The 26,341-nt window shown below is 42.1% G+C and carries 23 protein-coding genes; 18 read left to right on the forward strand and 5 right to left on the reverse strand.

The annotated features are described in order from the left end of the window. The first annotated feature begins 8 nt into the window (after positions 1-8). Together LZG71_RS06680 and LZG71_RS06685 are read left to right on the forward strand one after the other, a co-directional pair. Complete coding sequence (locus tag LZG71_RS06680; RefSeq protein ID WP_233818266.1) at positions 9-827, forward strand: N-acetylmuramoyl-L-alanine amidase-like domain-containing protein; 819 nt, start codon at positions 9-11, stop codon at positions 825-827. A gap of 4 nt (positions 828-831) precedes the next feature. Then, a complete protein-coding gene (locus LZG71_RS06685) occupies positions 832-1,905 on the forward strand; it encodes a mechanosensitive ion channel family protein (protein WP_233818268.1) in 1,074 nt (357 codons plus the stop codon). A 204-nt stretch (positions 1,906-2,109) separates the two neighbouring features. Here LZG71_RS06685 and LZG71_RS06690 read toward each other — a convergent pair whose 3' ends face one another. The 3 genes from LZG71_RS06690 to LZG71_RS06700 all read right to left on the reverse strand — a co-directional run bounded on the left by LZG71_RS06690 (position 2,110) and on the right by LZG71_RS06700 (position 4,832). Next, complete coding sequence (locus tag LZG71_RS06690; protein WP_233818270.1) at positions 2,110-3,480, reverse strand: ATP-binding protein; 1,371 nt, start codon at positions 3,478-3,480, stop codon at positions 2,110-2,112. After that, positions 3,477-4,154, reverse strand: a complete 678-nt coding sequence (locus tag LZG71_RS06695) for a response regulator transcription factor (RefSeq protein ID WP_233818272.1) — start codon at positions 4,152-4,154, stop codon at positions 3,477-3,479. Before LZG71_RS06695 ends, LZG71_RS06690 begins: the two co-directional genes overlap by 4 nt. Before the next feature lie 117 nt (positions 4,155-4,271). Continuing rightward, a complete protein-coding gene (locus LZG71_RS06700; RefSeq protein WP_233818274.1) occupies positions 4,272-4,832 on the reverse strand; it encodes a DinB family protein in 561 nt (186 codons plus the stop codon). Between the two features lie 355 nt (positions 4,833-5,187). Between LZG71_RS06700 and LZG71_RS06705 the strand changes: the two genes are divergently transcribed. Beyond that, positions 5,188-5,784 (forward strand): DUF4136 domain-containing protein, encoded by a 597-nt coding sequence (locus LZG71_RS06705; protein ID WP_233818276.1) that lies wholly within the window; start codon positions 5,188-5,190, stop codon positions 5,782-5,784. Positions 5,785-5,788: 4 nt separating this feature from the next. Then, positions 5,789-6,448: a hypothetical protein gene (locus tag LZG71_RS06710; protein ID WP_233818278.1), complete on the forward strand. Its 660-nt coding sequence runs from the start codon at positions 5,789-5,791 to the stop codon at positions 6,446-6,448. 93 nt (positions 6,449-6,541) lie between these two features. Here the strand turns inward: LZG71_RS06710 and pheA are convergent, their stop codons facing one another. Beyond that, a complete protein-coding gene (gene pheA, locus LZG71_RS06715; RefSeq protein ID WP_233818280.1) occupies positions 6,542-7,615 on the reverse strand; it encodes a prephenate dehydratase in 1,074 nt (357 codons plus the stop codon). 61 nt (positions 7,616-7,676) lie between these two features. Continuing rightward, positions 7,677-9,551, reverse strand: a complete 1,875-nt coding sequence (locus LZG71_RS06720; protein ID WP_233818282.1) for a DNA topoisomerase IV subunit B — start codon at positions 9,549-9,551, stop codon at positions 7,677-7,679. 272 nt (positions 9,552-9,823) lie between these two features. On the opposite strand from LZG71_RS06720, the gene LZG71_RS06725 reads away from it, so the two are divergent. From LZG71_RS06725 to LZG71_RS06790, 14 genes are all read left to right on the forward strand, one after another. Then, on the forward strand, positions 9,824-12,337 hold the full coding sequence (locus tag LZG71_RS06725; protein WP_233818284.1) for an SLBB domain-containing protein: 2,514 nt from the start codon (positions 9,824-9,826) through the stop codon (positions 12,335-12,337). A gap of 5 nt (positions 12,338-12,342) precedes the next feature. Next, positions 12,343-13,413 carry a hypothetical protein gene (locus LZG71_RS06730; RefSeq protein WP_233818286.1) on the forward strand — a complete coding sequence of 357 codons (1,071 nt, stop codon included), beginning with the start codon at positions 12,343-12,345 and terminating at the stop codon, positions 13,411-13,413. Between the two features lie 9 nt (positions 13,414-13,422). Further along, entirely contained in the window at positions 13,423-14,250 is an 828-nt protein-coding gene (locus LZG71_RS06735; protein WP_233818288.1) for an ABC transporter permease, read from the forward strand. 17 nt (positions 14,251-14,267) lie between these two features. Further along, positions 14,268-15,530: an ABC transporter ATP-binding protein gene (locus LZG71_RS06740; protein WP_233818290.1), complete on the forward strand. Its 1,263-nt coding sequence runs from the start codon at positions 14,268-14,270 to the stop codon at positions 15,528-15,530. Then, complete coding sequence (locus tag LZG71_RS06745; RefSeq protein WP_233818292.1) at positions 15,523-16,608, forward strand: DegT/DnrJ/EryC1/StrS aminotransferase family protein; 1,086 nt, start codon at positions 15,523-15,525, stop codon at positions 16,606-16,608. Before LZG71_RS06740 ends, LZG71_RS06745 begins: the two co-directional genes overlap by 8 nt. Positions 16,609-16,612: 4 nt before the next feature. Next, positions 16,613-18,664, forward strand: coding sequence for a glycosyltransferase family 39 protein (locus LZG71_RS06750; protein ID WP_233818294.1), 2,052 nt, complete (start codon positions 16,613-16,615; stop codon positions 18,662-18,664). A gap of 63 nt (positions 18,665-18,727) precedes the next feature. After that, positions 18,728-19,426, forward strand: a complete 699-nt coding sequence (locus LZG71_RS06755; protein ID WP_233818296.1) for a WbqC family protein — start codon at positions 18,728-18,730, stop codon at positions 19,424-19,426. A 1-nt stretch (position 19,427) separates the two neighbouring features. Further along, the gene (locus tag LZG71_RS06760; protein WP_233818298.1) at positions 19,428-20,087 is read left to right on the forward strand and encodes an acetyltransferase; all 660 of its coding nucleotides are present in this window, start codon (positions 19,428-19,430) and stop codon (positions 20,085-20,087) included. 55 nt (positions 20,088-20,142) lie between these two features. After that, positions 20,143-21,363: a glycosyltransferase family 4 protein gene (locus LZG71_RS06765; RefSeq protein WP_233818300.1), complete on the forward strand. Its 1,221-nt coding sequence runs from the start codon at positions 20,143-20,145 to the stop codon at positions 21,361-21,363. After that, positions 21,363-22,346, forward strand: a complete 984-nt coding sequence (locus LZG71_RS06770; RefSeq protein WP_233818302.1) for a glycosyl transferase — start codon at positions 21,363-21,365, stop codon at positions 22,344-22,346. Before LZG71_RS06765 ends, LZG71_RS06770 begins: the two co-directional genes overlap by 1 nt. Next, positions 22,347-23,114, forward strand: a complete 768-nt coding sequence (locus tag LZG71_RS06775; protein WP_233818304.1) for a DUF5672 family protein — start codon at positions 22,347-22,349, stop codon at positions 23,112-23,114. Positions 23,115-23,120: 6 nt separating this feature from the next. Next, positions 23,121-24,068, forward strand: coding sequence for a hypothetical protein (locus tag LZG71_RS06780; protein ID WP_233818306.1), 948 nt, complete (start codon positions 23,121-23,123; stop codon positions 24,066-24,068). Between the two features lie 15 nt (positions 24,069-24,083). Continuing rightward, positions 24,084-24,959 (forward strand): glycosyltransferase family 2 protein, encoded by an 876-nt coding sequence (locus LZG71_RS06785; RefSeq protein WP_233818309.1) that lies wholly within the window; start codon positions 24,084-24,086, stop codon positions 24,957-24,959. Beyond that, positions 24,956-26,284 (forward strand): hypothetical protein, encoded by a 1,329-nt coding sequence (locus LZG71_RS06790; protein WP_233818311.1) that lies wholly within the window; start codon positions 24,956-24,958, stop codon positions 26,282-26,284. Before LZG71_RS06785 ends, LZG71_RS06790 begins: the two co-directional genes overlap by 4 nt. Positions 26,285-26,341: the final 57 nt, after the last annotated feature.

Consider the following 26,341-nt stretch of genomic DNA (forward strand, 5'->3'; position numbering starts at 1 on the left):
GTATGTCCATGATAAGAGTTTTAATATTTGGTATATTCCTATTGTTCTCCGACACGGTTTTTTCGCAGTCGCCCCAGCAAAAGGTATTTACTCAAAAAATGGATTTACCCGGAAGTAGTGAAATCGGAACTCAGGTATTGCGGATGAGCGAATCGTTTTTAGGAACGCCCTACGTAGCAGGAACGCTGGAAGGTAATCCTGTCGAAAAACTGGTTTGTAAATTTGACGGTCTGGACTGCACTACGCTGGTAGAAAGTGCAATTTCTCTCGCTGTTGCTAAAAATGAGAATCCAACTTTTGAAGGCTATAAAACAGAATTAACCAGACTACGCTATCGTAACGGTGAAATTGATGGCTACGAGTCGCGGCTACATTACGTCCTTGACTGGATGTATGAAAACGAAAAGCGAGGCCGTCTGGAAAATATTACCGCGCGCGTTGGCGGGGTGCCTTTCCGAAAGGAAATTAATTTCATGACCAACCACGCTAACCTGTACCCATCTCTGGCCGAAAGTGAGGTTTGGGAAAAAGTTCGTGAGCAGGAAAAACAGATTAATTCCCGTGAATACACTTATATTCCCAAAGCAGGAATTCATAAAACCGAACCTATGCTTCGCGACGGAGACATTGTTGCCTTTACTTCATCCGTAGAAGGGCTCGACTGCAACCACATGGGCATTATTACAAAAGTAGGGAGCCGGGCTTATCTGATCCATGCATCATCAACAGGAAAAAAAGTAGTATTGACGAACGTTCCGCTTGCCGAATATGTAGCCTCCGTACCCAAGCATACGGGTATGATCGTGGCTCGCCTTACAGAACAATAAACTCATGAATTATTTTTTCGAAAAGCTGGACTACAATAATACGCCCTGGCTTATTATTCTTCTGGCTGCGGCAATTGGTCTGATCATCAGTGTGATATTTATAAAACTGATAAAGATCACTGCGATAAAAAAAGATTGGAGTATAGTCAAGGCAATCAGCGAAAACCTAACGAGTGTACTCTACTTTTTCGTTCCGCTCGTTCTTACGACCTCTACCACCAAGGCATACACCTTATCCAATCCCGCATATGGGTGGACGCATGCCATCAGCAAGGTTCTGTTAATTGCAGTGAGCACCTGGCTAATGACGCGTATTGTGATCATTATTGAAAAAGTACTGATCCAAAAGCTTGATTTTGATACGGAGGACAACAACTACGCCCGGCGTATGTTTACCAAAATCAAATTCATCAAGCGCATTATCATCATCATGATCATCCTGATCGGCGTTTCGATTCTGTTGCTAAGTTTTGATAGTGTTCGTCAGTACGGTGTTGGTATTCTTACTTCGGCAGGTATTTTTAGTGTGATTATCGGTTTTGCAGCTCAAAAATCGCTGGCTAATTTGCTCGCCGGAATACAGATCGCTTTTACTCAACCCATCAAAATTGACGATGTCGTGATTGTAGAGGGTGAATGGGGACGTATTGAAGAAATAAACCTTACTTATGTGGTGGTGAATATATGGGACCTTCGCCGGCTCGTTTTGCCCATCACTTATTTTATAGAAAAACCCTTTCAGAACTGGACTAGAAACGAAAGCAACCTTATTGGCGCGGCATTCCTTCACTTGAATTACAATACGCCGGTTCAGAAACTACGTGATAAACTGGAAGAGATTTTGAACGACACACCACTGTGGGATGGCCGGTCCTGGGCTTTGCAGATTACCGACACGCAGGAACAAATAATGATCGTGAGAGCGATTATGTCAGCCCGTAGTTCTTCTCAGGCCTTTGATCTGCGTTGTCTGGTGAGAGAAAAGCTGATCGAATACATTGTAGCTGAAATCCCGGAGGCGCTTCCCGGATTTCGTATTGATCCTGTCAGAAAAGATTTCCCAGCTTCCCGGATATAAAAAACTGGCCTTCGAAGATTCAAAGGCCAGTTTCCTTACTACTCATCTAACTAAATCTAATAAAACTCTTTAATGCAAGTCATATTTGATTGGTTCTGTATGACAGCGCACAAAACCAACCAAATGTCTGTAACGGCTCTGACCTGCGGATACAAAGAACCAACAAAAATGTTAAATCCAAATTAACAACAAATTAAAATGAGATTAAAAAGGAGGAAAGCGTAGCACAAAAGTTGTCCCTTTCCCCACCTCCGACTCCACATTGATACTGGCTCCCTGCATGGTAATAATGCGTTTAGTAAGCGCAAGTCCGATACCGTACCCAGCTTTGTTCATGGTGGTTGCACTGCGGTAAAAAGTATCAAAAACGTAGGGTAATTCGTCAGAAGCAATGCCCGATCCCACGTCTTTGAAAGACACTGTAATGAGGTCTTTCTTTGTTTCCAGAAAGACGTTAACTGTTTTATCGTCAGAATATTTGCAGGCATTATCCATCAAATTAACGAATGCAGTCCGCAAAAGACTTTCATCGCCATACCGTTTCAGCTCATCCTCATTGTCGGGTATTTTGTCATAATGAATATGTACCTCATACCCCGGATTTTTCTGCTGAATGGACGCCTTGGCCTGCCACAACACTTCATCTACCCTGATATTCGAAAATGTAACCCGGAACGCATGTTCTTCGGTACGTGCCAGTTCGAGCAACCGGCTTACCAATTCGTTCATTTCCTTGGTTTCCGACAAAATACCTTTTAATGCATCCTGATAATAGTCCGCTGACCGCTCCTTCATCATCGCCACTTCCACTTCGCTCATAATGAGCGCAAGCGGTGTACGCAATTCATGTGAAGCATGCGAAACGAAATTTTTCTGGGCTACAAAAGCTATTTCAAGCCTGTTGAGCATCAGGTTAAAAGTTTGTGCAAGCAGCGCCAGTTCGTCTTTTTCTCTCCCAACGGTCACTTTCTGGTGCAAATTACCGGCAGAGATATTGTTAACCTGAGCAATAATATCAGACACGGGTTTAATGGCGTCGTTGGCAAACTGCCATCCTGCCACGCCCACAAGTACCAACGACAACAGCCAGCCCACGATGAGGATTTCCCGTAATCGTTTCAGTTGATCCTTTCCCATTACGTCCCTTGCAACTGCTGCAATAACCCACGGCCTGCCGTGTTCTTCCAGAATATGCCTGATAATGATTACCTCTTTATCCTCAATTTTAGTAAGCTTCTCCCGGCCACTCCTCACATCCGAGAGTGTTTCAGTTGTTACTTTAAAATTTTCTTTACCACTTGAAAAAATCACGGAATCGGCTCCGTCGTAAATGGTAATTTCCTCGTCGAGCAAAACCGTATTGTTTTCTCTTTCTCTCTTAACAATCTCATCCTTACTAATGGTATTAGAAGCTTCCACCAGCTGGGCAATGGTTTGGCTCCGCTCGTTAAGAAAAGAATAAAACTGTTTTTCGCGGTATTGGTCGTAAACGAAATAAGTGGCCAGGCAAAACAAGGCCATGATGGATCCCACCAACATGGTGAACAGTAAAGTAAGGCGGGATTTTATATTCATTCTTCCTTAAAAATATATCCCATACCTACTACGGTATGAATGAGTTTCTGGCTGTAATCCTTGTCTACCTTTTTTCGAAGGAAATTGATATAAACATCAATCACGTTGGTACCAGTATCGAACCGGATATCCCAAACCTGCTCTGCAATATCCACCCGGGAAACAACACGACCACGATTCCGCATCAGATATTCCAGTAAGGCAAATTCCTTCGCAGTCAGATCAATACGGTTGCCCGCCCGACGTGCTACTTTTTCGTCCAGATTCAATTCCAGATCAGCCAGACTCAGTATCTGGCTCGATTGCTCCCGGATGCTGTTTCTCTGTGAGAGCACTTTAATTCTGGCAATCAGCTCCCTGAATTCGAAAGGCTTCACCAGGTAGTCGTCGCCGCCGGCTTCGAAACCATCCAGTTTGTCGTCAATTGTGCCAAGCGCTGTCAGAAACAGAATTGGAGTCGTTAATCCATCCGTTCGCAATTGCCTCGCCATATCATAGCCGTTCAAAACGGGCAGATTTACGTCCAGAACAATTACATCGAACCGATAATTAGATGCCATCTTTTTGCCAACCTGGCCGTCGTAAGCAAGCTCAACTTCCCAGGATTGTTCTTCAAGCCCGCGTTTCAAAAAACCCGCAAGCTTTGGTTCGTCTTCAACAACAAGTATTTTCATAATTATAACTGACAATGATGCGTCAAATGTGGCATGTATTTCAGACAATTTATAAAAAAGGCTATCCGAAAAACACGGATAGCCCCTATATATTATTTCCCGCTAAGCGGCTTATGCTCAATAATAATCATTGTCCTTGTCAAATTCGGAACGGTCGTCAAAACCTCCAAAGCCTTCCTCTTCTTCCAGACGCATTCCTTTCACAGCTTTTTTGATCAGACCAATCTGCCCGGCGTGGTATACATCGTGCTGTATCACCCCATGAATCATTGTGTAATAAGAGTATTCACGTCCAGGCACAAATTCTTCAAGAAAACTGTCATCTTCTATTTTTTCAAGTTCAGAAATCAGCTCTTCCTGGGATAAACTTAATTCCATTTGAATTGCTTCCCATTCGAATTCATCAACAATGGGAAACTTTTTCCAGTCCTTGTCTTTGGTTTTAATATCAAATTCGGCATCTCCCTGCAATTTTCTTACAGCAAAAATGCGCCATGTGGTCATGTGATATACAATTTCCGCTATCGAGTGTGTATTGGTACTAAGCCTCACCTCCGCCATTTTGGGCGTTACATCACGCAGTGCTTCCACTACCGATGGACCATACCATGCCTCTTCACTTTCATATGTATCGTTGAGTACATCTATAATTCTTAAAACTTCTTCTTTTGCTTCCATGTTAATGATCTGGTCGGGGTGACTGATTCGCTCTTTAGAAATAAGGTACCAAATGCGATCTCACCTGAATATGATTTTTTGCAATAGTAATATCTCTTTTACAAATAGCCTTGCCAGTGACATTATTTTTTTTCAACTCCCGGCAAAATACTATGTTTGAATTCATCCAACGGTGGTAAAATAATTTTGACGGGGATGTAAAACTTTAATAGACACGTTTTCCAACCAATTTACTTTTGCGACTGTCATAAAATATACCACTTGTGGACAATCAAAAAAACGAGGAGAAATGAGACCAGATAAAATGTTAAAAAGTAAATTTCGTTTAATTAATGTATTAAATGCAAAAAGAAAAATGTTCAAAATAACTTCACTAATCATTCTAGCCACCTTCCTTGGTCTATCGTCATGCTCCAAGGACCCTATCAACGATTTGTCAACAGAGGAGTCGCTGGTATACATTACCAACCGGGACACGCAGGCAGATTACAAAAAATACAAAACTTTCAGCGTAGTCGACTCTGTGACGATCATAGAAAATAATCGCTCTGGTTCTGCGCTAACGGAGCTGGACAAAGACGTCCTGACAAGGATTATTTCTAACATGAAAGACCTTGGATATGTGCAGGTAACACCATCGCAAAAACCAGACATCGGAATCAACGTAGCATGGATCACAAATTCTCAGGTGAATGTCACCACCATGCCATCCTACTGGGGTGGCTTTGGGTACGGTTATGGATTCGGGTATCCTAGCTATTATCAGTACTATGAAACAAGCGAAAGTTATTGGCATGTTTCCATGGTCGACTTCCTCGCCCCCAATACAGTGGATAAAACTTACAAAGTGGTATGGGATGCTCAAATACGCGGTTCAGGTATTGGCAGCCGAGATTTTGTAAGCACCATGATCGATTCAATTTACGCCCAGTCAGGCTATCTAAAAAAATAAACAAATGAAAAAAATAATTTTTGCAGCATTACTGGTAATCCTGGCCTATACTGCACAGGCACAGGATGCCCCCCGATTGTATACATTGCCATCCCCGTTTGAAAGATATACACATTATCTGGCTACCGTACGCATGAGCGGTGCAGCACCGGTCGGATCATTTTCAAATACATACATAGACAAATCATCTGTTCGAAATTTTTCAATTTCTCTGGAATGGGTTCTGCGTAACAGCCCGATCTCAATTGGTGGAGAACTTGGTTCATCGTATTTTCAGAAAAGATTACCCCGGGCACTTTATCAAAGTGGTGAAGAAACGCTTTCAGCTGTGCAGACAAGGACGTTCACTCAAAACCCTTTACAGGTATTTGTGAATTACCATTTCCTGAACAAATCTTCGGTAGTGCAGCCTTATGCACAACTCAGCGGCGGAATAAGTATTGCCGACTATTCATTATATTACGGAAGTCTGGTTGAGCAAAAGCAAAAAGTCGCTCCTGCTTATGGGATTGGTCTTGGCTCTAAATTTCTATTCAGAAAAGACGGATCATTCGGCGCCGATGTAAGAGTAAAATACGAAGGAACCTCTTTTAAATATGGATACATTGAAAAAGGCACTTCGTCGGTAAACGGCTCTGTGGGTTTGTTCTACCGTTGGTGGTAAACAATCATGGCCCGATCAGAACAGTGTTCTAACCGGGCCATGGCATATTTTGAGAAACCGCATGAACAGCTCAGGTTGATTCATGCGGTTTTTTCATGAAACCTTCACATAACTTCCCAGCCATTTTAGGTGCGTTCCGTATTTCTGCATAATCTCCTGAACGGGCGCATCTTCTACATGCCCCATAAACTCAACCAGAAACCAGGCTCTGAACGTAGCTTCCCCACGCTGCGGTCTGCTTTCAATTTTCGTTAAGTTTATACCCCTGTCATTAAATTCTTTCAGAAACTCATACAAAACGCCCGGCCTGTTGGTATTTGCCAGGTTGGCTATAATCGTCGTTTTATCCTCCTCGCTTCTGGCATTCACAAAATCTTTCGACAAGATCAAAAAGCGCGTACGGTTCTGATCACTGTCTTCTATATTATCAAAAAGAACAGGTACCCCAAACAGACGGGCAGAAATTGATGAGCATATTGCAGCAGCATCCGGTTCCTGAGATGCCATTTTCGCTGCCTTCGAGGTAGACTCCACCGGCACAAGCTCAACGCCCATACCTTCCAGATATTCGCTGATAAATTTCCCGCACTGCCTGAATGCGATGTCTTTTGAATAAATCCTCTTAATATCTTTAAGTGAATCGGACTGCGACGCAAATGTAAAGTGTACCGGAAGCATCACCTCCGCTACTATAGTCAGGTTTTTTTCTCTTAAAAAGTCAACCGTTTCGATAACAATACCTTCCTGATTATTTTCTATGGGAACCACGCCAAACTTTGCACGACCCGTTTCCACACTTTCAAAAACCGAATGAATGGTTGGTAACACCAGATACTCACTCATAGCCCCGAATCGACCTTCGGCTGCCTGATGCGTAAAACTTCCCTCGGGTCCTAAATAAGCGATACGCTCCGGCAATTCGAGGTTACGGGAAACAGCAAAGATTTCAAAGAAAATTGCGTCAATCGCTTGTCTGGTAAGCAGTCCGGCATTCCGTTTTTCCAGCCTGTCAAGAATTTGCTTTTCTCTTTCTGGACGGTAGATGATGGAATTTGAAGAACGTTTCAGTACGCCTACTTTATGGACCAGCTCCATACGTTCATTTAAAATAGCCAGCAGTTGATCGTCGAGTGTGTCAATCCTGTTTCTTAAATCCTGTAATTCCACAAGTTATAATGTAAAATGAAATAATATTAAACGGAGGGTATCCCTGATAAAATGAATATGATTAAACAGCGACAGCCAGCTCCTCTATATTCTTTTCAATTTTCAGATTATCGATGATAAATCGCTGACGTTCCGGTGTGTTTTTTCCCATGTAATAGGTAAGCAATTTAAGGATTGAAGTTTCCTTTTGCAGGATCACCGGTTCCAGGTGCATATCTTCTCCTATAAACTTCCCGAACTCGTCAGGCGAAATTTCCCCCAAGCCCTTAAAACGTGTAATCTCGGGTTTGCTCCCTAGCTTGGCAATTGCCTCCTGCTTTTCCTCAGCCGAATAGCAATAAATGGTCTCTTTTTTATTCCTAACCCTGAAAAGCGGTGTTTCCAGTACGTACAAATGTCCGTTACGGACAAGATCCGGAAAAAATTGCAGGAAAAATGTCATCAGTAAAAGACGAATGTGCATTCCGTCTACATCAGCATCAGTAGCAATCACGATCCGGTTAAAACGAAGATTTTCTATACCATTCTCAATATCGAGCGCATGTTGGAGTAAGTTAAACTCCTCATTTTCATACACAATCTTTTTATTCAGGCCAAAGCAGTTCAGCGGTTTTCCTCTCAAACTGAATACCGCCTGCGTTTGAATATTCCTCGATTTAGTGATTGACCCGCTCGCGGAATCTCCTTCGGTGATGAACAAAGTAGTTTCGTAACGTGAATCGAGTTTCAGGTCTGTCAGGTGAAGCCGGCAGTCACGCAGCTTCTTGTTGTGTAAATTAGCCTTTTTAGCCCTTTCGTTTGCCAGTTTTTTAATCCCGGCCAATTCCTTCCTTTCACGTTCCGACTGTTCGATACGTTTTTTAATCGCATCGCGCGACTCCGGATTCATGTGGAGATAATTATCCAGTCGCTCCTTCACAAAGTCGTTGACAAAAGTTCTGACCGTGGTACTGTTCGGATCCGGAGTAATTGTACTGGATCCAAGTTTTGTCTTGGTCTGAGATTCAAACACCGGCTCCTGCACCCGGATGGCAACAGCTGCAATAATCGACGAACGAATGTCCTCAGGTGCATAATCCTTACCAAAATGTTCGCGTACGGCCCGCACAACGGCTTCACGGAATGCTGTGAGGTGCGTTCCTCCCTGCGTGGTATACTGCCCGTTTACGAAAGAATAATATTCCTCACCGTACTGGTTTCCATGGGTCATGGCAAACTCTATATCCTCACCTTTGAGGTGTATAATCGGATATCGGATCGCCTCCGCATCCGATTTGCTCTGAAGTAAATCAAGAAGCCCATTTTGAGAAATATATTTCTGACCGTTAAAATTGATCGTTAACCCGGCATTCAGGTAACAATAATTCCAGATCATGTTATTCAGATACTGCGGGATGTACCTGAAATTTTTGAAAATTAATCCATCCGGCTCAAACACCATGTGTGTACCATTCCGCTGCGAAGTTTGATCCTCGCCCGTTTCATTCGTAAGCACGCCTTGCTGGAACTCCGCCATCTTGGATTTTCCTTCCCGATAGGACTGAACCTTAAAGTAATTGGACAGTGCATTAACAGCTTTTGTACCTACGCCGTTTAATCCTACTGATTTCTGAAAGGCACCAGAGTCATATTTCCCTCCAGTATTTATTTTAGATACACAATCCACAACCTTTCCCAACGGAATTCCGCGACCATAGTCTCTCACTTCCACACGATGTTCCGAAATTTTAATTTCGATTGTCTTTCCGTTACCCATCATGTGCTCGTCAATAGAATTGTCAACTATTTCCTTCACAAGCACGTAAATACCATCATCGACGGACGATCCGTCACCCAATTTTCCTATGTACATCCCCGGACGCAGGCGAATATGCTCCTTCCAATCCAGTGACTTTATACTATCCTCGTCGTATTGAACATCAACTCTATTTTCCATAATTCACCTCTTCCGAAAATGCCGGACAGCAGATTTAAATATTGTATTTTAATAATTTTGGTCTTTTATCGTTAGGCTGTTGTAACTTTGCGCCCAAATGGGGTTTCCATATCAGATACTAGAAATTCTTTAAAAATAGAAAAAATCTAATTTACTTTGCCATATATGAAAAATCAAATATTTCGTTTTCTCTTACTGAAAATTCAAAATTACTAAGTTAAAGCGATAATTATCTTGAGTTTTAAGCATTTCATAGCACAATAATACTTCTTATGACTAGATTCCAGTTGGGTAAAAAATGTAAATATGTTTTACCGTATTTATTAAGCTTTATCATTTCTCTACCAGCTTTTTCACAAGTAATAGCACCCACTACCTCTGCTCCGGCACCTGCCGGCCCGGTTCAAAACACACAACCTGCAGGGAATCCAAGATCAACAACACCTAATAATCCAAGCGGTGCTAATACAGGAAACCAGCCCGCAGGTCAACAGAACAATGCCAACCAACAAGGCCCCGACAGCAAAACGACGGATAAAGGCAAAGCCGCTACATCCACAGAGGCAACCGACCCAAACAATCCTGATCCTAAGGATCAAAGCAAAATAAATGAAACAAAATCCTCAACGCTTACTGCGGAAGAACAGGCGAAGGAGGAATTGAGAAACAAAATCTTTGGTTACTCAATTTTTGCCAACAAAAATCTGAATACCATACCTGATTTTCAAATCGCTACGCCTACAAACTATATCGTTGGACCAGGTGATGTTCTAAAAATATTCTACTACAATTTCGCAGAGGCTTCTTATAATCTGGAAGTGAACCGTGACGGATTTATCCAGATTCAGCCAAGGGTTGGTAACGTGTACGTTGCAGGCCATACCATTGAGGAAATACGCAAAATACTGATCGATAAGTTTACAAAGTTTAACGTTCCGGGCCTTATTGGCGTGAACGGTCAGCCGCCCCGAACCAAACTGATGGTGACACTGGGAGAACTGAGAACTGTACAGGTTCTGGTTACAGGCGAGGTGATCAATCCGGGAACATACGAATTGTCTTCATTGGCATCCGCTTTTAACGCGCTTTACCTTGCAGGAGGACCTAACGAAATTGGATCTTTCCGGGATGTAAAAGTTGTAAGAAATGGTAAAGTGATCTCTCACCTTGACATTTATGACTTCCTGACAAAAGGAACGAAGGATGGCGATGTACGTGTGCAGGACAATGATAACATACAGGTAGGCTACTATTACAAAAGAGTGGAAATGGCGGGGTTGATCAAACGTCCTGGGCTGTATGAGCTCCTGCCCGATGAAAAACTAAGTGACGCAATTAGCTATGCAGGTGGCTTCGACGACAAAGCTTTCCGCGGCAGACTGAAAGTTGAGAGAATAACCTCAATGGAAAGAAAAATGTTTGACGTGTCCGAAGATCAGTATGCCAGCTTCGATATGGCAACTGGTGATTTGATAACCGTTGAAACAGTTCTTGATCGCTTTGAAAACATAGTTACCGTCGAAGGCGCCGTGATGCGTCCGGGTAATTATTCTCTTGATAACAGCCCCTCTCTTAAAAAATTGGTAGACAACGCACAGGGACTGCGAGAAGATGCATTTATAGGACGGATCAACGTGCTTAGAACCCGCCAGGATCTTACCATCGAAAATATCTCACTCAACTATGCGGATATTGTGAATGGAACCACACCTGACCTGATGCTTACACGCCTGGATCAGGTTATAATTCCTTCCAAGTTTGCAATGGCTGAGACAGCTTTTATCTCAGTCGAAGGTGAAGTAAACAATATGGCTATTGGCGAAAACGAGGGTAAATTCCCTTACACTGCCAATACAACCCTCGAAGACGCTCTTTTAAAAGCAGGCGGTTTTAAAGAGTCTGCTTACACCAGTGAAGTAGAAGTGGTTAGAAGGAAGAGAAACGGCATTGCGGGTGCTGCCAATGCACAGATTGCAGAAATACACAAGTTCAACATTAACCGCGACCTGTCTCTGAACAGTAACCAAAGTAACTTTATCTTACAGCCTTTTGATCAGGTTATCGTTCGCAAATCTCCTAATTATGTAGAGCAGCAATCTGTTTTTATTGAAGGAGAAGTACTGGTTCCGGGTGAATACAGCATTATCAACAAAAATGATAAAATTAGTGACGTGATTAGAAGAGCTGGTAGTCTTACCGAACTTGCTAATCCGGAAGGTGCGACTTTGCTAAGACGATCAATCAACAGAAGCCTTAATGAACCAATTGATTATGCTCAAGCTGATGCTGTTGAGAATAGCATAAAATCCGGAACAATTGTTGGCGACTCTCAGGGCGTCAAGGAAGAATCTATCGGTATTCAACTGAAAAGTATTCTCAAGTCGCCGGGATCTTTTGAAGATCTTATCATACAGGAAGGAGATATAATACGTATCCCGAAACGTCTGGAAACGGTACAGGTTATAGGCCAGGTGCTTTACCCTACCACAGTGAAGTATGGTAAAGGCATGGCTTTCACAGACTATATTTCACAGTCGGGTGGATTCACGACACAGTCATTGAGAAAAAGTTCATATATCAAATACCCTAACGGTAATGTTGACAGAACCAGAAGATTCCTGTTCTTCAATGTTTATCCGAAAGTACAGCCCGGATCAGAGATTTATGTACCTCAGAGAGCAGCACCTGCACTTAACACGCAGCAGGCAATTACAACTGCCACAGGCTTGTTAGGCTCTATAATGACGCTGGTAGTAACCATTCTTGCTTTCCGTTCCATCAACTAAATAACATGGCAAATACCGTTCGACAAGTTCCTGATGATGAATTAACTCCTCAGGACGTTATTGAAAAAGTTCAGCTGATAAAAACAGCTTTTCTAAAAAACTGGAAAGTTATCATTCTATTACCCCTTATTGGTTTTGGTATCGGTTACGGGCTTGATATGGTCCTGAAAACACCAAATGAATACGAAGCTGAGGTTGTGTTTAACCTTGGCGGTGGCCAGAGCTCGGGCGGATTTGGCGACATGGCCGGCTTGCTGGGACTGGGAAATGCACCGGATGCCAATATTTTCACCGGAGAAAACTTCTTCTACTTTGTAAAGTCGCGTCCTGTTATTGAACGTAACCTTTTGAAGGAGTTGGAAATAAACGGAACAAAAACCATCCTTGCCAATTTCTATATAGATTCCAGCGGAATCAAAGAAAAAGAATGGGAGAAAAATCCTGAATTCCATACCTTCAAGTTCACGACAAGTGATCCCAAGAAGGTCGACATGAACGGAAGGATTATTTTAAACCAACTGGTTAGAAAAGCCGCATCAGCGACAGAAATTGGTCCTTTGGAAAGAAAATCATCATTTTCCAAACTTTCCACTAAAATGGAAAATGAACATCTTGCCGGCTTATGGGTTACCTCTCTGCTTAGTACTGTTGAGGAAATGTATACCGAAAACCAGACTCAGAAAACCAGAAAACAACTACGTCTGCTTGAAAGCAGGCGTGACTCTCTCGGTCGCGTTTTAGGAGTTGCTGAAAATCGGCTTGCCAGAGAGATGGACATCAGTGCGCAGGTATACGACCCTACCGTAAAAGTTTCAGCGTCAAGAATGGAGAAAAAATCTACATTCTTGCAGCAAATGTACTATGAAGCAATGGCCAACGCTGAAAAAATGCGCGTATCACTTGTGCGTGAAGCCCCATTGTTTACTGAAATTGAAGGTATTAAAACGCCTCTGGATATGACCTCGGTAACTCAAACAAGAGCCAAAATCGGAGCTCTGATCGGTTTATTCCTTGCTTTGGTTTTCACCTATCTTCGCACGGTGTTAGCACCTGCGCCAAAAAAGGTTCAGGATTAATTCATTCTTATGCAGCATTTAACTACTATAAAGGCAGGAGGTTCAGAAAAAGATTACTGGAAAGATCTCTGGCTCAACAGACAATTACTTTGGATTTTATCAAAACGCGATATTTCCGTTCGTTATAAGCAAACATTACTGGGTTTGGCATGGAGTGTTTTGCGCCCGTTGATGACAATGTCCATCATGGTATTCGTTTTCAGCCTTGTTGCAAAACTTGAAGGCGATCCCGGAATCCCTTATCCATTGATGGTACTGAGCGGACTTACGATCTGGACCTTTTTCTCCAATACCTTTACACAGATCAGCAATAGTATCTTAATTAATTCTAATCTGGTTTCAAAAGTATATTTCCCCCGGCTTCTTATGCCATTAAGTTCGGTGGCAGTCGGCTTTGTAGATTTTGTAATCACATTCGTAATATTCCTCATTTTCACAGTTGTATCCGGTTACGGACTTAGCTGGAATATTATTTTCCTTCCGGCATTTGTTATCCTGACGTTCATAATTTCACTGGGATTCGGACTTTTTTTTGCCGTACTAAATGTTCGTTTTCGGGATATAGGCCAACTCATACCATTCATCGTTCAAGTTGGATTTTACGTTTGTCCTATTGCTTACACCAGCCGCCTTGTAGAAGGACAATGGTTTGAAAACATTTATAAACTGAATCCGATTGTTGGAATTATTGACGGATTCAGATGGTGTCTGTTGGGAGATAAAGCTTATTTCGATCCGCAGAGCCTGTATTCTACCACACTCATTTCACTCGTGATATTGATTTTATCAGTGCTATATTTCCGTAAAAAGGAGAATACGTTCGTTGATCATATCTGAAATAGCTATTTTTGTCCATGCCTGTAATTGTAGCTGAAAACATCAGCAAAAAATATATAATCGACCACCAACGCAAAAGTGGTGGACCTTCCAGCTTCCGCGATATTGTCTCCGATACCGTAGACAAAGTATTTTCGCGTAAGAATAAAAAAGACGACTTCGCAGAGAAAGAAGAATTCTGGGCTTTGAAGGATGTTAATTTCAGTATCGACCAGGGTGACCGGATAGGGATCGTTGGACATAACGGCGCTGGAAAATCAACATTGCTCAAAATACTAAGCCGGATTACTGAACCAAGTACCGGACAAATCAAAATCGAAGGACGCATTGCCAGCTTACTTGAAGTTGGAACAGGTTTTCATCCGGAACTAACCGGGAGAGAAAATATTTTCTTGAACGGAGCTATTCTCGGAATGGCTAAAAGCGAAATCAAACAGTCATTTGATGCCATTGTGGATTTTGCGGGCGTAGAGAAATTTCTTGATACTCCCGTGAAACGTTATTCATCCGGAATGTATGTGCGGTTGGGTTTCGCTATCGCTGCCCACCTCAACCCTGAGATTCTGATCGTTGATGAAGTACTTGCCGTTGGCGATACTGAGTTTCAGAAAAAATGTCTCGGTAAAATGAGAGATGTTTCTGAAAGTGGCCGCACACTGCTATTTGTAAGCCATAATCTTACTGCCATTCAGGCACTTTGTAACAAGTCGTTCTATTTTGAAAAAGGCCGGCTTATTGATCAGGGGGAAACCACACATATTGTAACGAATTACCTGAGCAAAGTTTCTCACAAAATGCTGGAAAAACACTGGGATGACATTGATCATGCGCCCGGTAACGACCAGGTGAGAATTAAGAGTTTCAAACTTGTCCCTGAATTTCAGGACAACCTCTCTCACATCGATGTTCGTACCCCGCTTGATTTTCAGTTTCAATTCTGGAATTTGGAGGAAGGCGCCAACATCAATCTGAGCATGCACCTTTATACTTTCACCGGTGAGTGCATATTCAACGTGGGTACACAGTCAGAAGCATTTGGCAAAGGACTTGTTACAGGGACGTGCAGTATTCCGGGCAATTTCCTGAATGATGGTTCCTATGTTGTTTCTATGATGATTGTGAAGGATACCAGTACCATCCTGTACAACATGGAAGAAGCACTTATTTTTGATATTGAGGATTACCGCGAAAATGTGACCTGGTATGGTAAATGGCCTGGATATATTCGCCCTCAACTTAATTTCTCAATTAGCCAAACTGAACACCTGGTGAATGATTAACGTCACTAAAACTTTTTTACCCGATCAGGAAAAATACCTTCAATACGTTCGTGAAATATGGGACCGTGGGTATCTGACCAATAACGGACCTTTATTACAGGAGCTTGAATCTCAGTTAAAGGATTATCTTAACGTAGACCATCTCTATTTCTGTGGTAACGGCACGATTGTCCTACAGATTGCGATCAAGGCACTTGAAATTACGGGAGATGTTATAACGACTCCGTTTTCATACTGTGCCACTTCCAACGCTATTTTGTGGGAGAAGTGTACACCCATATTTGTAGATATAGACCGGGCAACTTTTAACATTGATCCGGATCTGATCGAACAGTCCATCACCCCTGCGACCACCGCCATTCTGGCAACGCACGTGTATGGAAATCCTTGTGATGTAGAAAAAATAGAGCAAATTGCCAGGAAGCATAATCTGAAAGTCATTTATGACGCAGCGCATGCTTTTGGAGTGAAATACAACGGTAAGTCTCTCTTGTCCTATGGAGATATCAGTACATGCAGTTTTCATGCAACGAAGGTTTTTCACACCATCGAAGGCGGTGCACTGATTTCCAATCATCCGGAACTTGATCAGAAACTGAGTCTTTTGCGCGCATTTGGTCACAGGGGCGATGAATCTTATCATTTTGCAGGAATCAACGGAAAAAACTCAGAATTCCATGCAGCTATGGGCTTGTGCAATCTTCCGCATGTAGGCGAAATCATTGCCGAACGTAAGAATATTTTCGATGCTTATGATGCCTTGCTGGATTGGAACAAACTGGAAAAGCCTTTCAGAAGCAGTGAAGTCGAGTATAATTATGCCTACTACCCTGTTGTTTTCTCTTCCGAACAGGTGATGAAAAAAGTAATGGAAGCATTGGCAGAACAGGAAATTATTCCGCGCCGGTACTTTTACCCGTCGTTAAATACCCTGCCTTTTATGCCGAATCAAATCCCCTGCCCTGTTTCCGAAGATGTTTCGCTAAGGGTATTGTGTTTGCCTCTATATGTTGGTTTGGCCCAGGAGGACATTGAACGTATAGCTGCCATTATTAACAAAAGTCTTTTATCACCATAGCATTATGGTTATTATATACCTGATTTCCCTTATTATATTACTGTGCGGTGTTGGTTTTGTTTCTAAAAAAATTGCACAACCATCACTCACCGAATGGATCTTAATTTCGTTCGTACTCTTCGTAGGCTGTGTCATCCCAACCGGATTTGTACTTTCCGCACTTGATCAGACTGCCAATGTTTTTTCCTGGATTATAGGAACTTACATGATGCTGGCTGTTCAGCTGGGAGTTTGGAGCCTTTTAATTCCGGGAAAACAGGATTATGCCGTCTCTTCAATTGTTAACAACCGGCTAAGTACTTTTGTAATTTGGGCAAGAGAGCTTTCTCCATATCTCAAATTCATATTCGCTTTCATGTTTGGCACCATGGTCATTATTGGGATAACCAATCTGATACTGGTGCTATTTACAGTACCCAATGAGTGGGACAGCATGACGGGGCATTTGAACAGGGCAATTCGCTACATTCAGCGCGGTACCATGGCTCATTTTGGCGGTACCAACTGGAACATGGATACCTATCCTAAAAGCCTCACCAGCATTCAGATCTATTGTTATCTTATCAGTGGAAATGTTGAAAACGCCTTCAAATTTATTCACCATTTATCCTATTACATCACGCTGATTGCGGTATTCGGGATAGCACAGAGAATAGGTAGAAATCTTTCAGCGAGCATATTTTGTGCATTTGCATACGGTATGTTTCTGGATTTTCTGATGCAGGCCATCACCACTGAGACCGATATTGTGCTTACGGCATATTTGAGTTGCCTGCTGTATTTTCTCTTCACCTATTTCAACACCCGGGATAACCGTTACCTATATCTTTCCGGGCTTGTGTTCGGTATCGTTTTCGGGCATAAGGCTACATTTGCGCTTTTGTTACCGTCGGTATTTGTTGTGATGGTATACACCGTTTTTCTAGCACCGGATTTCAAAATCTTCTTCAACAGATTTCTGAAACTGGGGCTAGCCATTTTAGTTGCCGTTTGCATTTACATGCTTCCCACCGGTTATATTAAAAATATTCAGGTTTTTGGTCACCCAATTGGCCCTCCTACCGCGTTAAAACATCAATCCATCGAGCGTTTCGGAACCGTAAAAAACGGCATCAAACAAGGCAGCAGAAACGTGGTGCGTTACAGTTATGATTTTTTCAATCTGGACGGACTGCGAAACGCGCAATGGGGTTACGACCTTAATACGGTGATACGTAAACCAATTGTGCTGCTGGAAGACAAGCTAAATATGAGGCTTGATGAGGAAACTGAATACGCCATTGTGCCATTTTCATTCCAACGCCGGTTCGATTTCTATAATGCAAATCCTTATTGGGGGATTTTTGGCTTCGCCCTTATTCTTCCATTAATATTACTCGTTTTTTTCAGAGTGGTTTGGTCGCGCGTCCATTGGTTTTTGGCGCTCGCCTTTATACTGCATTTCTGCGCAATTTCATTTTCTGCCGTATATGATCCTTTTAAGGGAAGGTACTTTATAGAAACCGGTCTATTTGGCGTGCTGTTTCTGCTCTTGCTGTTTTCGCATCACCGCTTGTCCATTATTAAACCCCGCCGTCAGGTATGGAAGGGTTATGTGGCGATGATCGTGGTACTTGCATGCGTATCCGCTTTGATGTCGGTATATCTTAACATTCGCTGCCTTCCAATCGGTGCTTATGGACACGAATCTGCATTAAAAATGGATCGGATTGAATTTCAGACCTTTGCCCGGCCAGACATTACACCTGCTTATAAGCAGTTCGATTCAATCGTTCCTCAGAACGCGACTGTTGCACTGGCAACTATCAACGACGATTTCGAATATCCGCTATACGGTGAGGATCTTTCAAGAAAATTAATCTCAATCAATCCATTTGAAGAAGGATTACGACCAATTCCCAAAGAGGCTGATTATCTGATGTATGCCAGAAGCGTAATAAATGATACCAGCAGAATAAAAGCCTTACCCGGCGATTTGCGGCTCGGAACCGATACCACCATGAAAAATCTCATCGTGAAGGGTGAAGATTACTATCTCCGAAAGCTAAATAAGTAAGCCGTTAAAAAAGTCTTCGGTTCGTATTAACCATGGCAAATCCTGCCAGCAATCTGATAATTCATGACCATTGCCATCATGCAGCCCTATATATTTCCGTATATCGGGTACTTTCAACTAATCAATGCTGTTGACAAATTCATCATTTACGATGATGTCAATTTCATTAACAAGGGGTGGATCAACAGAAACAACCTTCTGGTGGGCGGCAAACCTTACCTTTTCACCATTCCGCTAAAAGATGCCAGTCAGAACAAACTAATAAATGAGGTACATCTCTTAAAAAATGATCCCTGGAGAAAGAAGTTTCTAAAAACCCTGCAACAATCCTATCAGAAAGCCCCTAATTATCAAAAGGTTTTTACCCTGATAGAAGAAATTGTAAATTTCGAACCAGAGACAATTCATGAACTTACCCTTTTTGCACTACAAAAAACGTGTGCTTACATGGGTATTCCGACTGAGATCGTCCCCTCATCCGACATATATCATAACACGGATCTGAAGGGACCGGAACGCATACTTGATATTTGTAAACAAGAGAATGCCTCACATTACATCAATCCGGTAGGTGGCATGGAATTATACGATAAGGATCGGTTTGAGAAAGAAGGAATAAAGCTAAACTTTTTGAAAAGTGTGGTAAGTCCCTATTCCCAATTCCAAAATGCTTTCGTACCTTGGTTGTCAGTTATAGACGTATTAATGTTCAATGACGCCGAAAAGGTTACCACACTCTTAAAAGATTACGAACTGATTTAAAATGGCTAAGGTTATCATTTTTGGTGTATTAGACACCGCCGAGCTGGCACATTACTATTTGCAGCATGACTCTGAACATGAAGTTGCAGCATTCACTATCAATCGGGAATATATCAAAGAAGAAACCTTTCACGGATTACCTGTTGTAGCTTTCGAAGATGTTGAGACTATATTTTCACCCGCTGAATATTCATTTTTTGCTCCGATGACTGGGAGAAATATGAATCGAAATAGGGAAAATATCTACAATCTGGCCAAAGCAAAAGGGTATTCATTCATATCCTATATCAGTTCTCACGCAACTATTTTTGATAAAAGTGTTGTAGGTGAAAACTGCTTCATTCTTGAAGACAACACCATTCAGCCCTACACAACCATTGGAAACAACGTTGTAATGTGGAGTGGAAACCATATCGGACATCACGGCAAAATACATGACCACGTTTTTTTTACATCACATGTGGTGATGTCGGGTCATTGCGAGATTGGATCCTACTCTTTTTTTGGTGTAAACAGCACCATTCGTGATTATACCAACATTGCTCCCGGAACGCTTGTGGGCATGGCTTCTGCCATCACAAAAGAGACTGAAGAATGGGGTATTTATATTGGGAATCCCGCCAAGAAGGTTCCGGGCAAAAAAAGCTATGAGGCTTATTAAGACAGGTTTGAAGCCGACGACCATGTAATATTGATCATAGCAACAAATTGAATTAATGGAACATCAGAAGATATTATTTGTAAGTCATGATGCCAATCGGGCGGGAAGCCAACTTTTGCTATTGCAATTGCTGCGACTGCTGAAAGAACGGGGTGTACCCATGCACCTGCTGCTATGCAGTGGCGGTGCCCTGGAAGACGACTTTGCCAAGGTGACGACAATTACCCGGCTGTATCAAAATGATCATGTTTCGCCGTATTTCATTCCGGGTAAAATTCTTAAGAAAATTAACCTGCATAAGTTATACGAGGAGCATTCCGCACAACGCGAAAATGATCGGGTAACCAGCGAGCTGGAAGCACAAAATATTGGCCTTGTTTTTGTGAATTCCATCGCGAATGCCGCCGTTTATTACGAAACGCTCCGTTTCCTGCATCATCTCCCAATGGTGTTATTTGTGCATGAGCTTGCCATGTCGGCCCGCATTTACACACACGAAAAGCATTTGAACTTTCTTCTTAAAAAGACGGATCATCTGATTGCAGTTTCCAAAGCAGTTGCTAATTATTACGTAAAAAAATATGATTTCCCGATCCAGCACGTCAGCACATTTACGCTGATTGATCACGATCATATCGACCATAAACTCAAACTTGTTCAGTCTGATATTCTCGAAAAAACATACCGTGTACCAGATGACGCCATTGTGATAGGCGGCTGCGGCAATGCTGAATGGAGAAAAGGAAACGACCTTTTTAACTGGATAGCGCGTAATGTAATTTCAAAAACAGCTCCGTTACCCGTTTTCTTTGTGTGGATTGGCGCCGGTCCGCAGCACGAGATTTATGAACTGATAGAAAGCGATATTCGCCTGATGGGGCTCTCGGACCGCATTATTCTGATTCCCCCTACTCCGCAGGCACTTGATTATATCAACCGTTTCGACATCCTGCTACTCAGTTCCAGAGAAGATCCATATCCATTGGTGGTTCTGGAAGCTGCTTTGCAGGAAATTCCTGTGGTTTGCTTTGAAGACGCAGGCGGTGCGCCCGAGCTAATTGAGTCCGATGCAGGCTTTGTGGTTCCGTATCTGGACATCACAGCAGCTTCGGATGCAATTATTCAACTGGTGCTTGATCCTGCTCTTCGTCAGAACATGGGGGAAAAAGGACGTAAAAAAGTACTCGAAAGGCACAATACCGATAAAAGTGTCGGAAACGTTGAAGCCATCATTCAAAAGTACTTACCTTTGATCGTTTCGGAACAGCACAACTAATGACCATTGTTTTTACCATTTGTTCAATAAATTATTTGGCCCAGGCCCGCACGCTGGGAGACTCGCTAAAATCGACAAACCCGGATGTTAAATTTTTCATAGGGCTGGTTGATATTCTCGAAGGCGTGAGCTTCGACGCGTCATTTACACCTGAATATCCAATGATCGAAATTGACAAAATCGGCATTGAAGGTTTTGATGAAATGGCCGGGAGATATGATATAACTGAGTTGAACACGGCGGTAAAACCTTTTTACTTTACATACTTTTTTAAAAAGTATCCTGAGGCACAAAATGTGATCTATCTGGATCCTGATATTATTGTATTTCAGCCGATTACAGAGCTATTAGGTTCTCTGAAAAAACACCCTGCCGTACTTACTCCCCACATCAACACTGCCATTGATGACCGCCTGAAACCAAATGAACTGGATCATCTGAATACCGGTATCTATAACCTCGGATTCGTGGCTTTTGCCAGAAGTGAAAAAACTTTGGAATACATCAAATGGTGGGAAGAAAAGCTGCGATACGAATGCCTGATTGATCTTTGTAATGGTTTGTTTACCGACCAGAACTGGATGAATTTTCTGCCCGTTTTTATTCCTGACGTACATATAGAGCGTAATCCCGGATACAATGCGGCATACTGGAACCTGCACGAACGCAAGTTTTCCAACGATGGAAGTGAATATTATGTAAATAATTCCAATCCACTGATTTTCTTTCATTACAGTGGATATGACCCTGCAAAACCAGAAGTACTTTCCAAGTACCAGAATCGTTTTGAGCTGTCGGAAAGGAAAGATCTTACGGCGCTTTTCGAATTATATAAAAACAACCTTTTAGAAAACGGTAACTCTTATTACCGCAAATTCCCTTGTTTTTATATCAAACCGCATCAGATAAAAAGATATCAGCGTGTAAGAAAGTGGCTTAAAAAACCATTTGTGCATGCTTTGAAACAGCTTGAAACGATATAAATGAAAGAGCTGGTTTCTGTAATTATCCCCATTCCTGACCCAAACCTTAATCCTACGCAAGAAAGATTATTACGACATTGCCTGGACGCGCTGGTTCGGTATCCTGTGATTTTCATTACTTATGAAGGTGCGGATATGAGTATTGTTAAAGAGCATAAAGAGGACGCGGATATTATTTGTTTTTCAAAGGAGTATTTTCAATCGCGACAGACCATGGCACGTTTGTTTCTGATGGAAGATTTTTACGAAAGATTCAGCTGGGCCGACTTCCTGCTAATTCACGAGCTAAACTCGTGGATAGTTAAAGATGAACTGCACTACTGGTGCAAACAAGGCTACGACTATCTGAAAGCTGCTCCGGTGGCTAGAAAAAATGAGACGCTTCCGAATCAGCTGGCTTTATTCCTTGGTTTGAAAGAAAATCAGAAAACAATAATGGGAAATGGATTTGAGGAAAATGGTTTATTTCTCTGCCACGTTCAACGCATGATAAAGGCGTTGAGAAAGAAAGAAAAGACAGCTTACCAATACCGACATAACAAAACGCTGGAAAACAGGGATGCTGTTTTTTGGGAGACAGAGGCCAATCGGCTCTGGCCGACACTTCGAAAGCCCAGCACTATTGTCCGGGACTTTTTCTGTAAATCTCTTTCCGGCAATAAATTACACCCGGATGGCAAAAGTAAACAGCTGCCTTTTGCTTTCACAGGCATCAACAATACCAATATAGACGATCTTCCTTATCAGGAGGTTCGCAGGAAGAAATAAAGAAGTATGAATATTATTTTTACAGTTTGCAATCGTACCAGCCTTTCCAATGCACTGGCCTTGGCAAATTCGGCCGTGCAGTATACGGGAAGCGTATTTTATCTCTGTTGGGTAGATACCATTGAAATTACAAACCTGCCTTCAAACATAAGATTATTGCCGGTTTCATCGGTTCAACTGCCGCAGTGGAAGGAAATGACGGCGCTTTATTATGATTTCGAATTATTGCCGGCTTGTCGTCCGTGGTTTGCAAAACATCTTTTAAACATTCATCCTGATGTAAATACGCTTACTTTCCTTTCGCCCACCGTGTTCTTGTATCATTCACTGTCCGATATTATTGCAACTGACGGAGGAATGCTCGTAACACCGCATATAACGGGCGCACTGGAAAGATCTCCGATACTGGATGATAAAAGAATATTAAATGTAGGTATGTTTCACGCAGGGAGCTGGACTCTTAACAGATCTGCACAAACCTTGCAATTTCTGGACTGGTGGGCAGAAAGAACAATCGACCGGGCACAGTTCGATTTGTGCAATGGCATGTGTATGGATCAGCTATGGCTGAATTTTGTATTGGTACGTGTTCACAACGCCAGACAGCTCACCCATCCCGGATGGCATTATGGCTTACATTCGGTTCTGAATAAGGTAATAGAGCTCCGTGGCGATAAATATTTTGTGAGCGGAAAGCCGCTTATTTCTGCTGATTTTGCAGGTCTGGAATTTTTCGATCCGGTTTGGTCTGATCATGCCCCATTGCTAGCGCAAAGCGGGCAATTTAAACAGCTCTACGCTGATTATAAAAAGGTAGTAAATTCTTTCAGAAAAGACGTTCCTTTGGGTAAGCCAGGTTTCGGACGCATACCAGATATTAAACCAAACCGCTTATTACGTAAAAAACTGGCAAATAATATTAAGTCGGTTACCCGCTTTATTGATCAGTTTTAATTATCATAACATACTATGAAATCCCTCGACCAATACACCTCAGAACTGCGCTCACTTGTATCTACACTAAAATCAAGCGGAGAAAAATCTGTTGCATTTCCGAAACTTACCGTCATAACCCCGTCTTATAACCAGGCCGAATTTTTGGAGCGTACCATTTTGAGCGTATTGAATCAAAATTATCCCAACCTGGAATATATTATCATTGACGGAGGATCGACAGACAGCAGCGTGGAGGTTATTAAGAAATACGAACAGCACCTCTCCTATTGGGTTTCTGAAAAGGATCGCGGGCAGGTTCACGCCATAAACAAGGCTCTGGAAAGAGCAACTGGTGATTACATAAGCTTTCAAAATTCCGACGATGTATATTTCCCTGATACATTTCATCGTTTTGGAAAAGCAGCGATGCAATCTGCTGACGATATTCTTTATGGCGATTTGTTTATGATCTCAACAACGGACGAAGTTACCGAGATTTTAAAAACGACCTCATATAGCTTTGAATGCCAGGTTTTGGAAGGAATGCAAATCCATAATCAATCTCTATTTTTTAAGAGAGATCTGGTAAAAAAATACGGACCGTTTGACGAATCATACCATTTTGCATTTGATTACGAATTTATCACCAGGTACACAGCATCGGGTACCACCACCGTCAGAAAAGTGGAAGGGCTCGGAGGAGCGCTGCGGGTGCATGCGGATGCTAAATCCTCGAACATTGCACCACTGGGTAAAAAGGAACATGCAAAAATCAAAGAATTGTACATTTCCACGTTGGGCTCCCCGTCTCTCAACAAATTGAAGTATCTTTGGTGCAGGTTTCGCAAAATCGCCTATTTCATATTTAAGTTCGACTTTAAATACATAAGTTACAGGTTATCCAAATGAATTGGAGTCTTCTAAATATTACCACCAACTTTCATAATCTCCGGTATTCCGTCGGCATCGCTATGATGTTCAATGGATTTCCGTTGATATTTTTTATCAGGGATACTCTGAAATTTGGTCCCGCTAACAGCACTTTTACTGCTGCATTTTTTGTGTTGGCGCTAGTGCTTATGCTACCTCCTCACCTTTTTAATAGATTCTACAAGCCAAATCCAATCTTGTTTAACCTGGGGGTAGGTTTTCTGATAATCACCTTATACTATTTCTTCTTTTTAAACTATCAGGGAAAAGCCGTTGCAGATATTGGTAATTACGTTTTCATGTTTGGTTTCCTGGTACTATTGCTCCATATCCCAAATGACATATCAGACACGCTGGTAACCATTCTTTTTCTGATAGCATTGTTTTGTAACATCACTCTGGTTTACTCTCTTCTTACCGATCCAAACTGGGCACCTGGTATGAGGGCAGCAGTTAGTTTTTCTAACGAAGGGGCACAACCCGGCGGAAATCCTCACATAACTGCGAGAAACGGAGTAATTTGTATCATTACGGCTATTGTTCTGATGAGCAGATCAAGTAATGTTATAAGCAAAGCTTTTCTTTTCTTTTCTGTACTGTTTAGCTTGGGAGTGGTGGTATTGTCGCTTGCAAAGTCCAGTTATTTAGGGATTGGTCTGATGGTAATTGCCTATCTGCTATTTAACTTTAAAATATCCAATCTATTTAAAGCAACTCTGAGTATTTTTAAATTCAGAAACCTAGTATTGCTGATATTGATCCTCTTGGGTATACGTTATTTCCTCAATCGCTACGGAGACATTTTCAATCTGTTACTTGGATATTATGATGTTTTTGAAGATCGTATCATGGACGTAATTTTCACATCCTTTGGAGTAAAACTTACCGAAACAGCCGATGTAGATGCGTCTGCTATGGGGCGTGTTGGAGGATTTGAGACATTTTTAAATACTTTTTTTTCCTGGGATGCTTTTATGGGAAGAGGATTCAAGAGCGATTATCTTGATGTCCCGATTCTGGAATCCTTTGTGGCTTATGGCATCATTGGATTTTTATTCTTTGCTTCATTTAACTTTTTCCTGTTTCTTTTTGCAATCCGGGAGATTAAAACAAATACGACTGCCATTTCCACGACTCTTGCCTACTTTTTTATATCAATCACCATTTTACTTATTGCAGGCGGACGCCCGACTGACATCGCATTCTGGTTTCCGTACCTGGCAATGATCCGATTCCTGGGAATAAGATATTTTAACAAACTCTCAGAGCCTGAAAATAAGGCTTTAACAACTGCCTCAGCCTGACAGATTAAGATAAAGCAATTCGATTTCTGTTAAAGGTATTTAAATTCACATCCACTA

It is taken from the genome of Dyadobacter sp. CY312 (genome assembly GCF_021390535.1).
In the GTDB taxonomy this organism is placed as follows: domain Bacteria; phylum Bacteroidota; class Bacteroidia; order Cytophagales; family Spirosomataceae; genus Dyadobacter.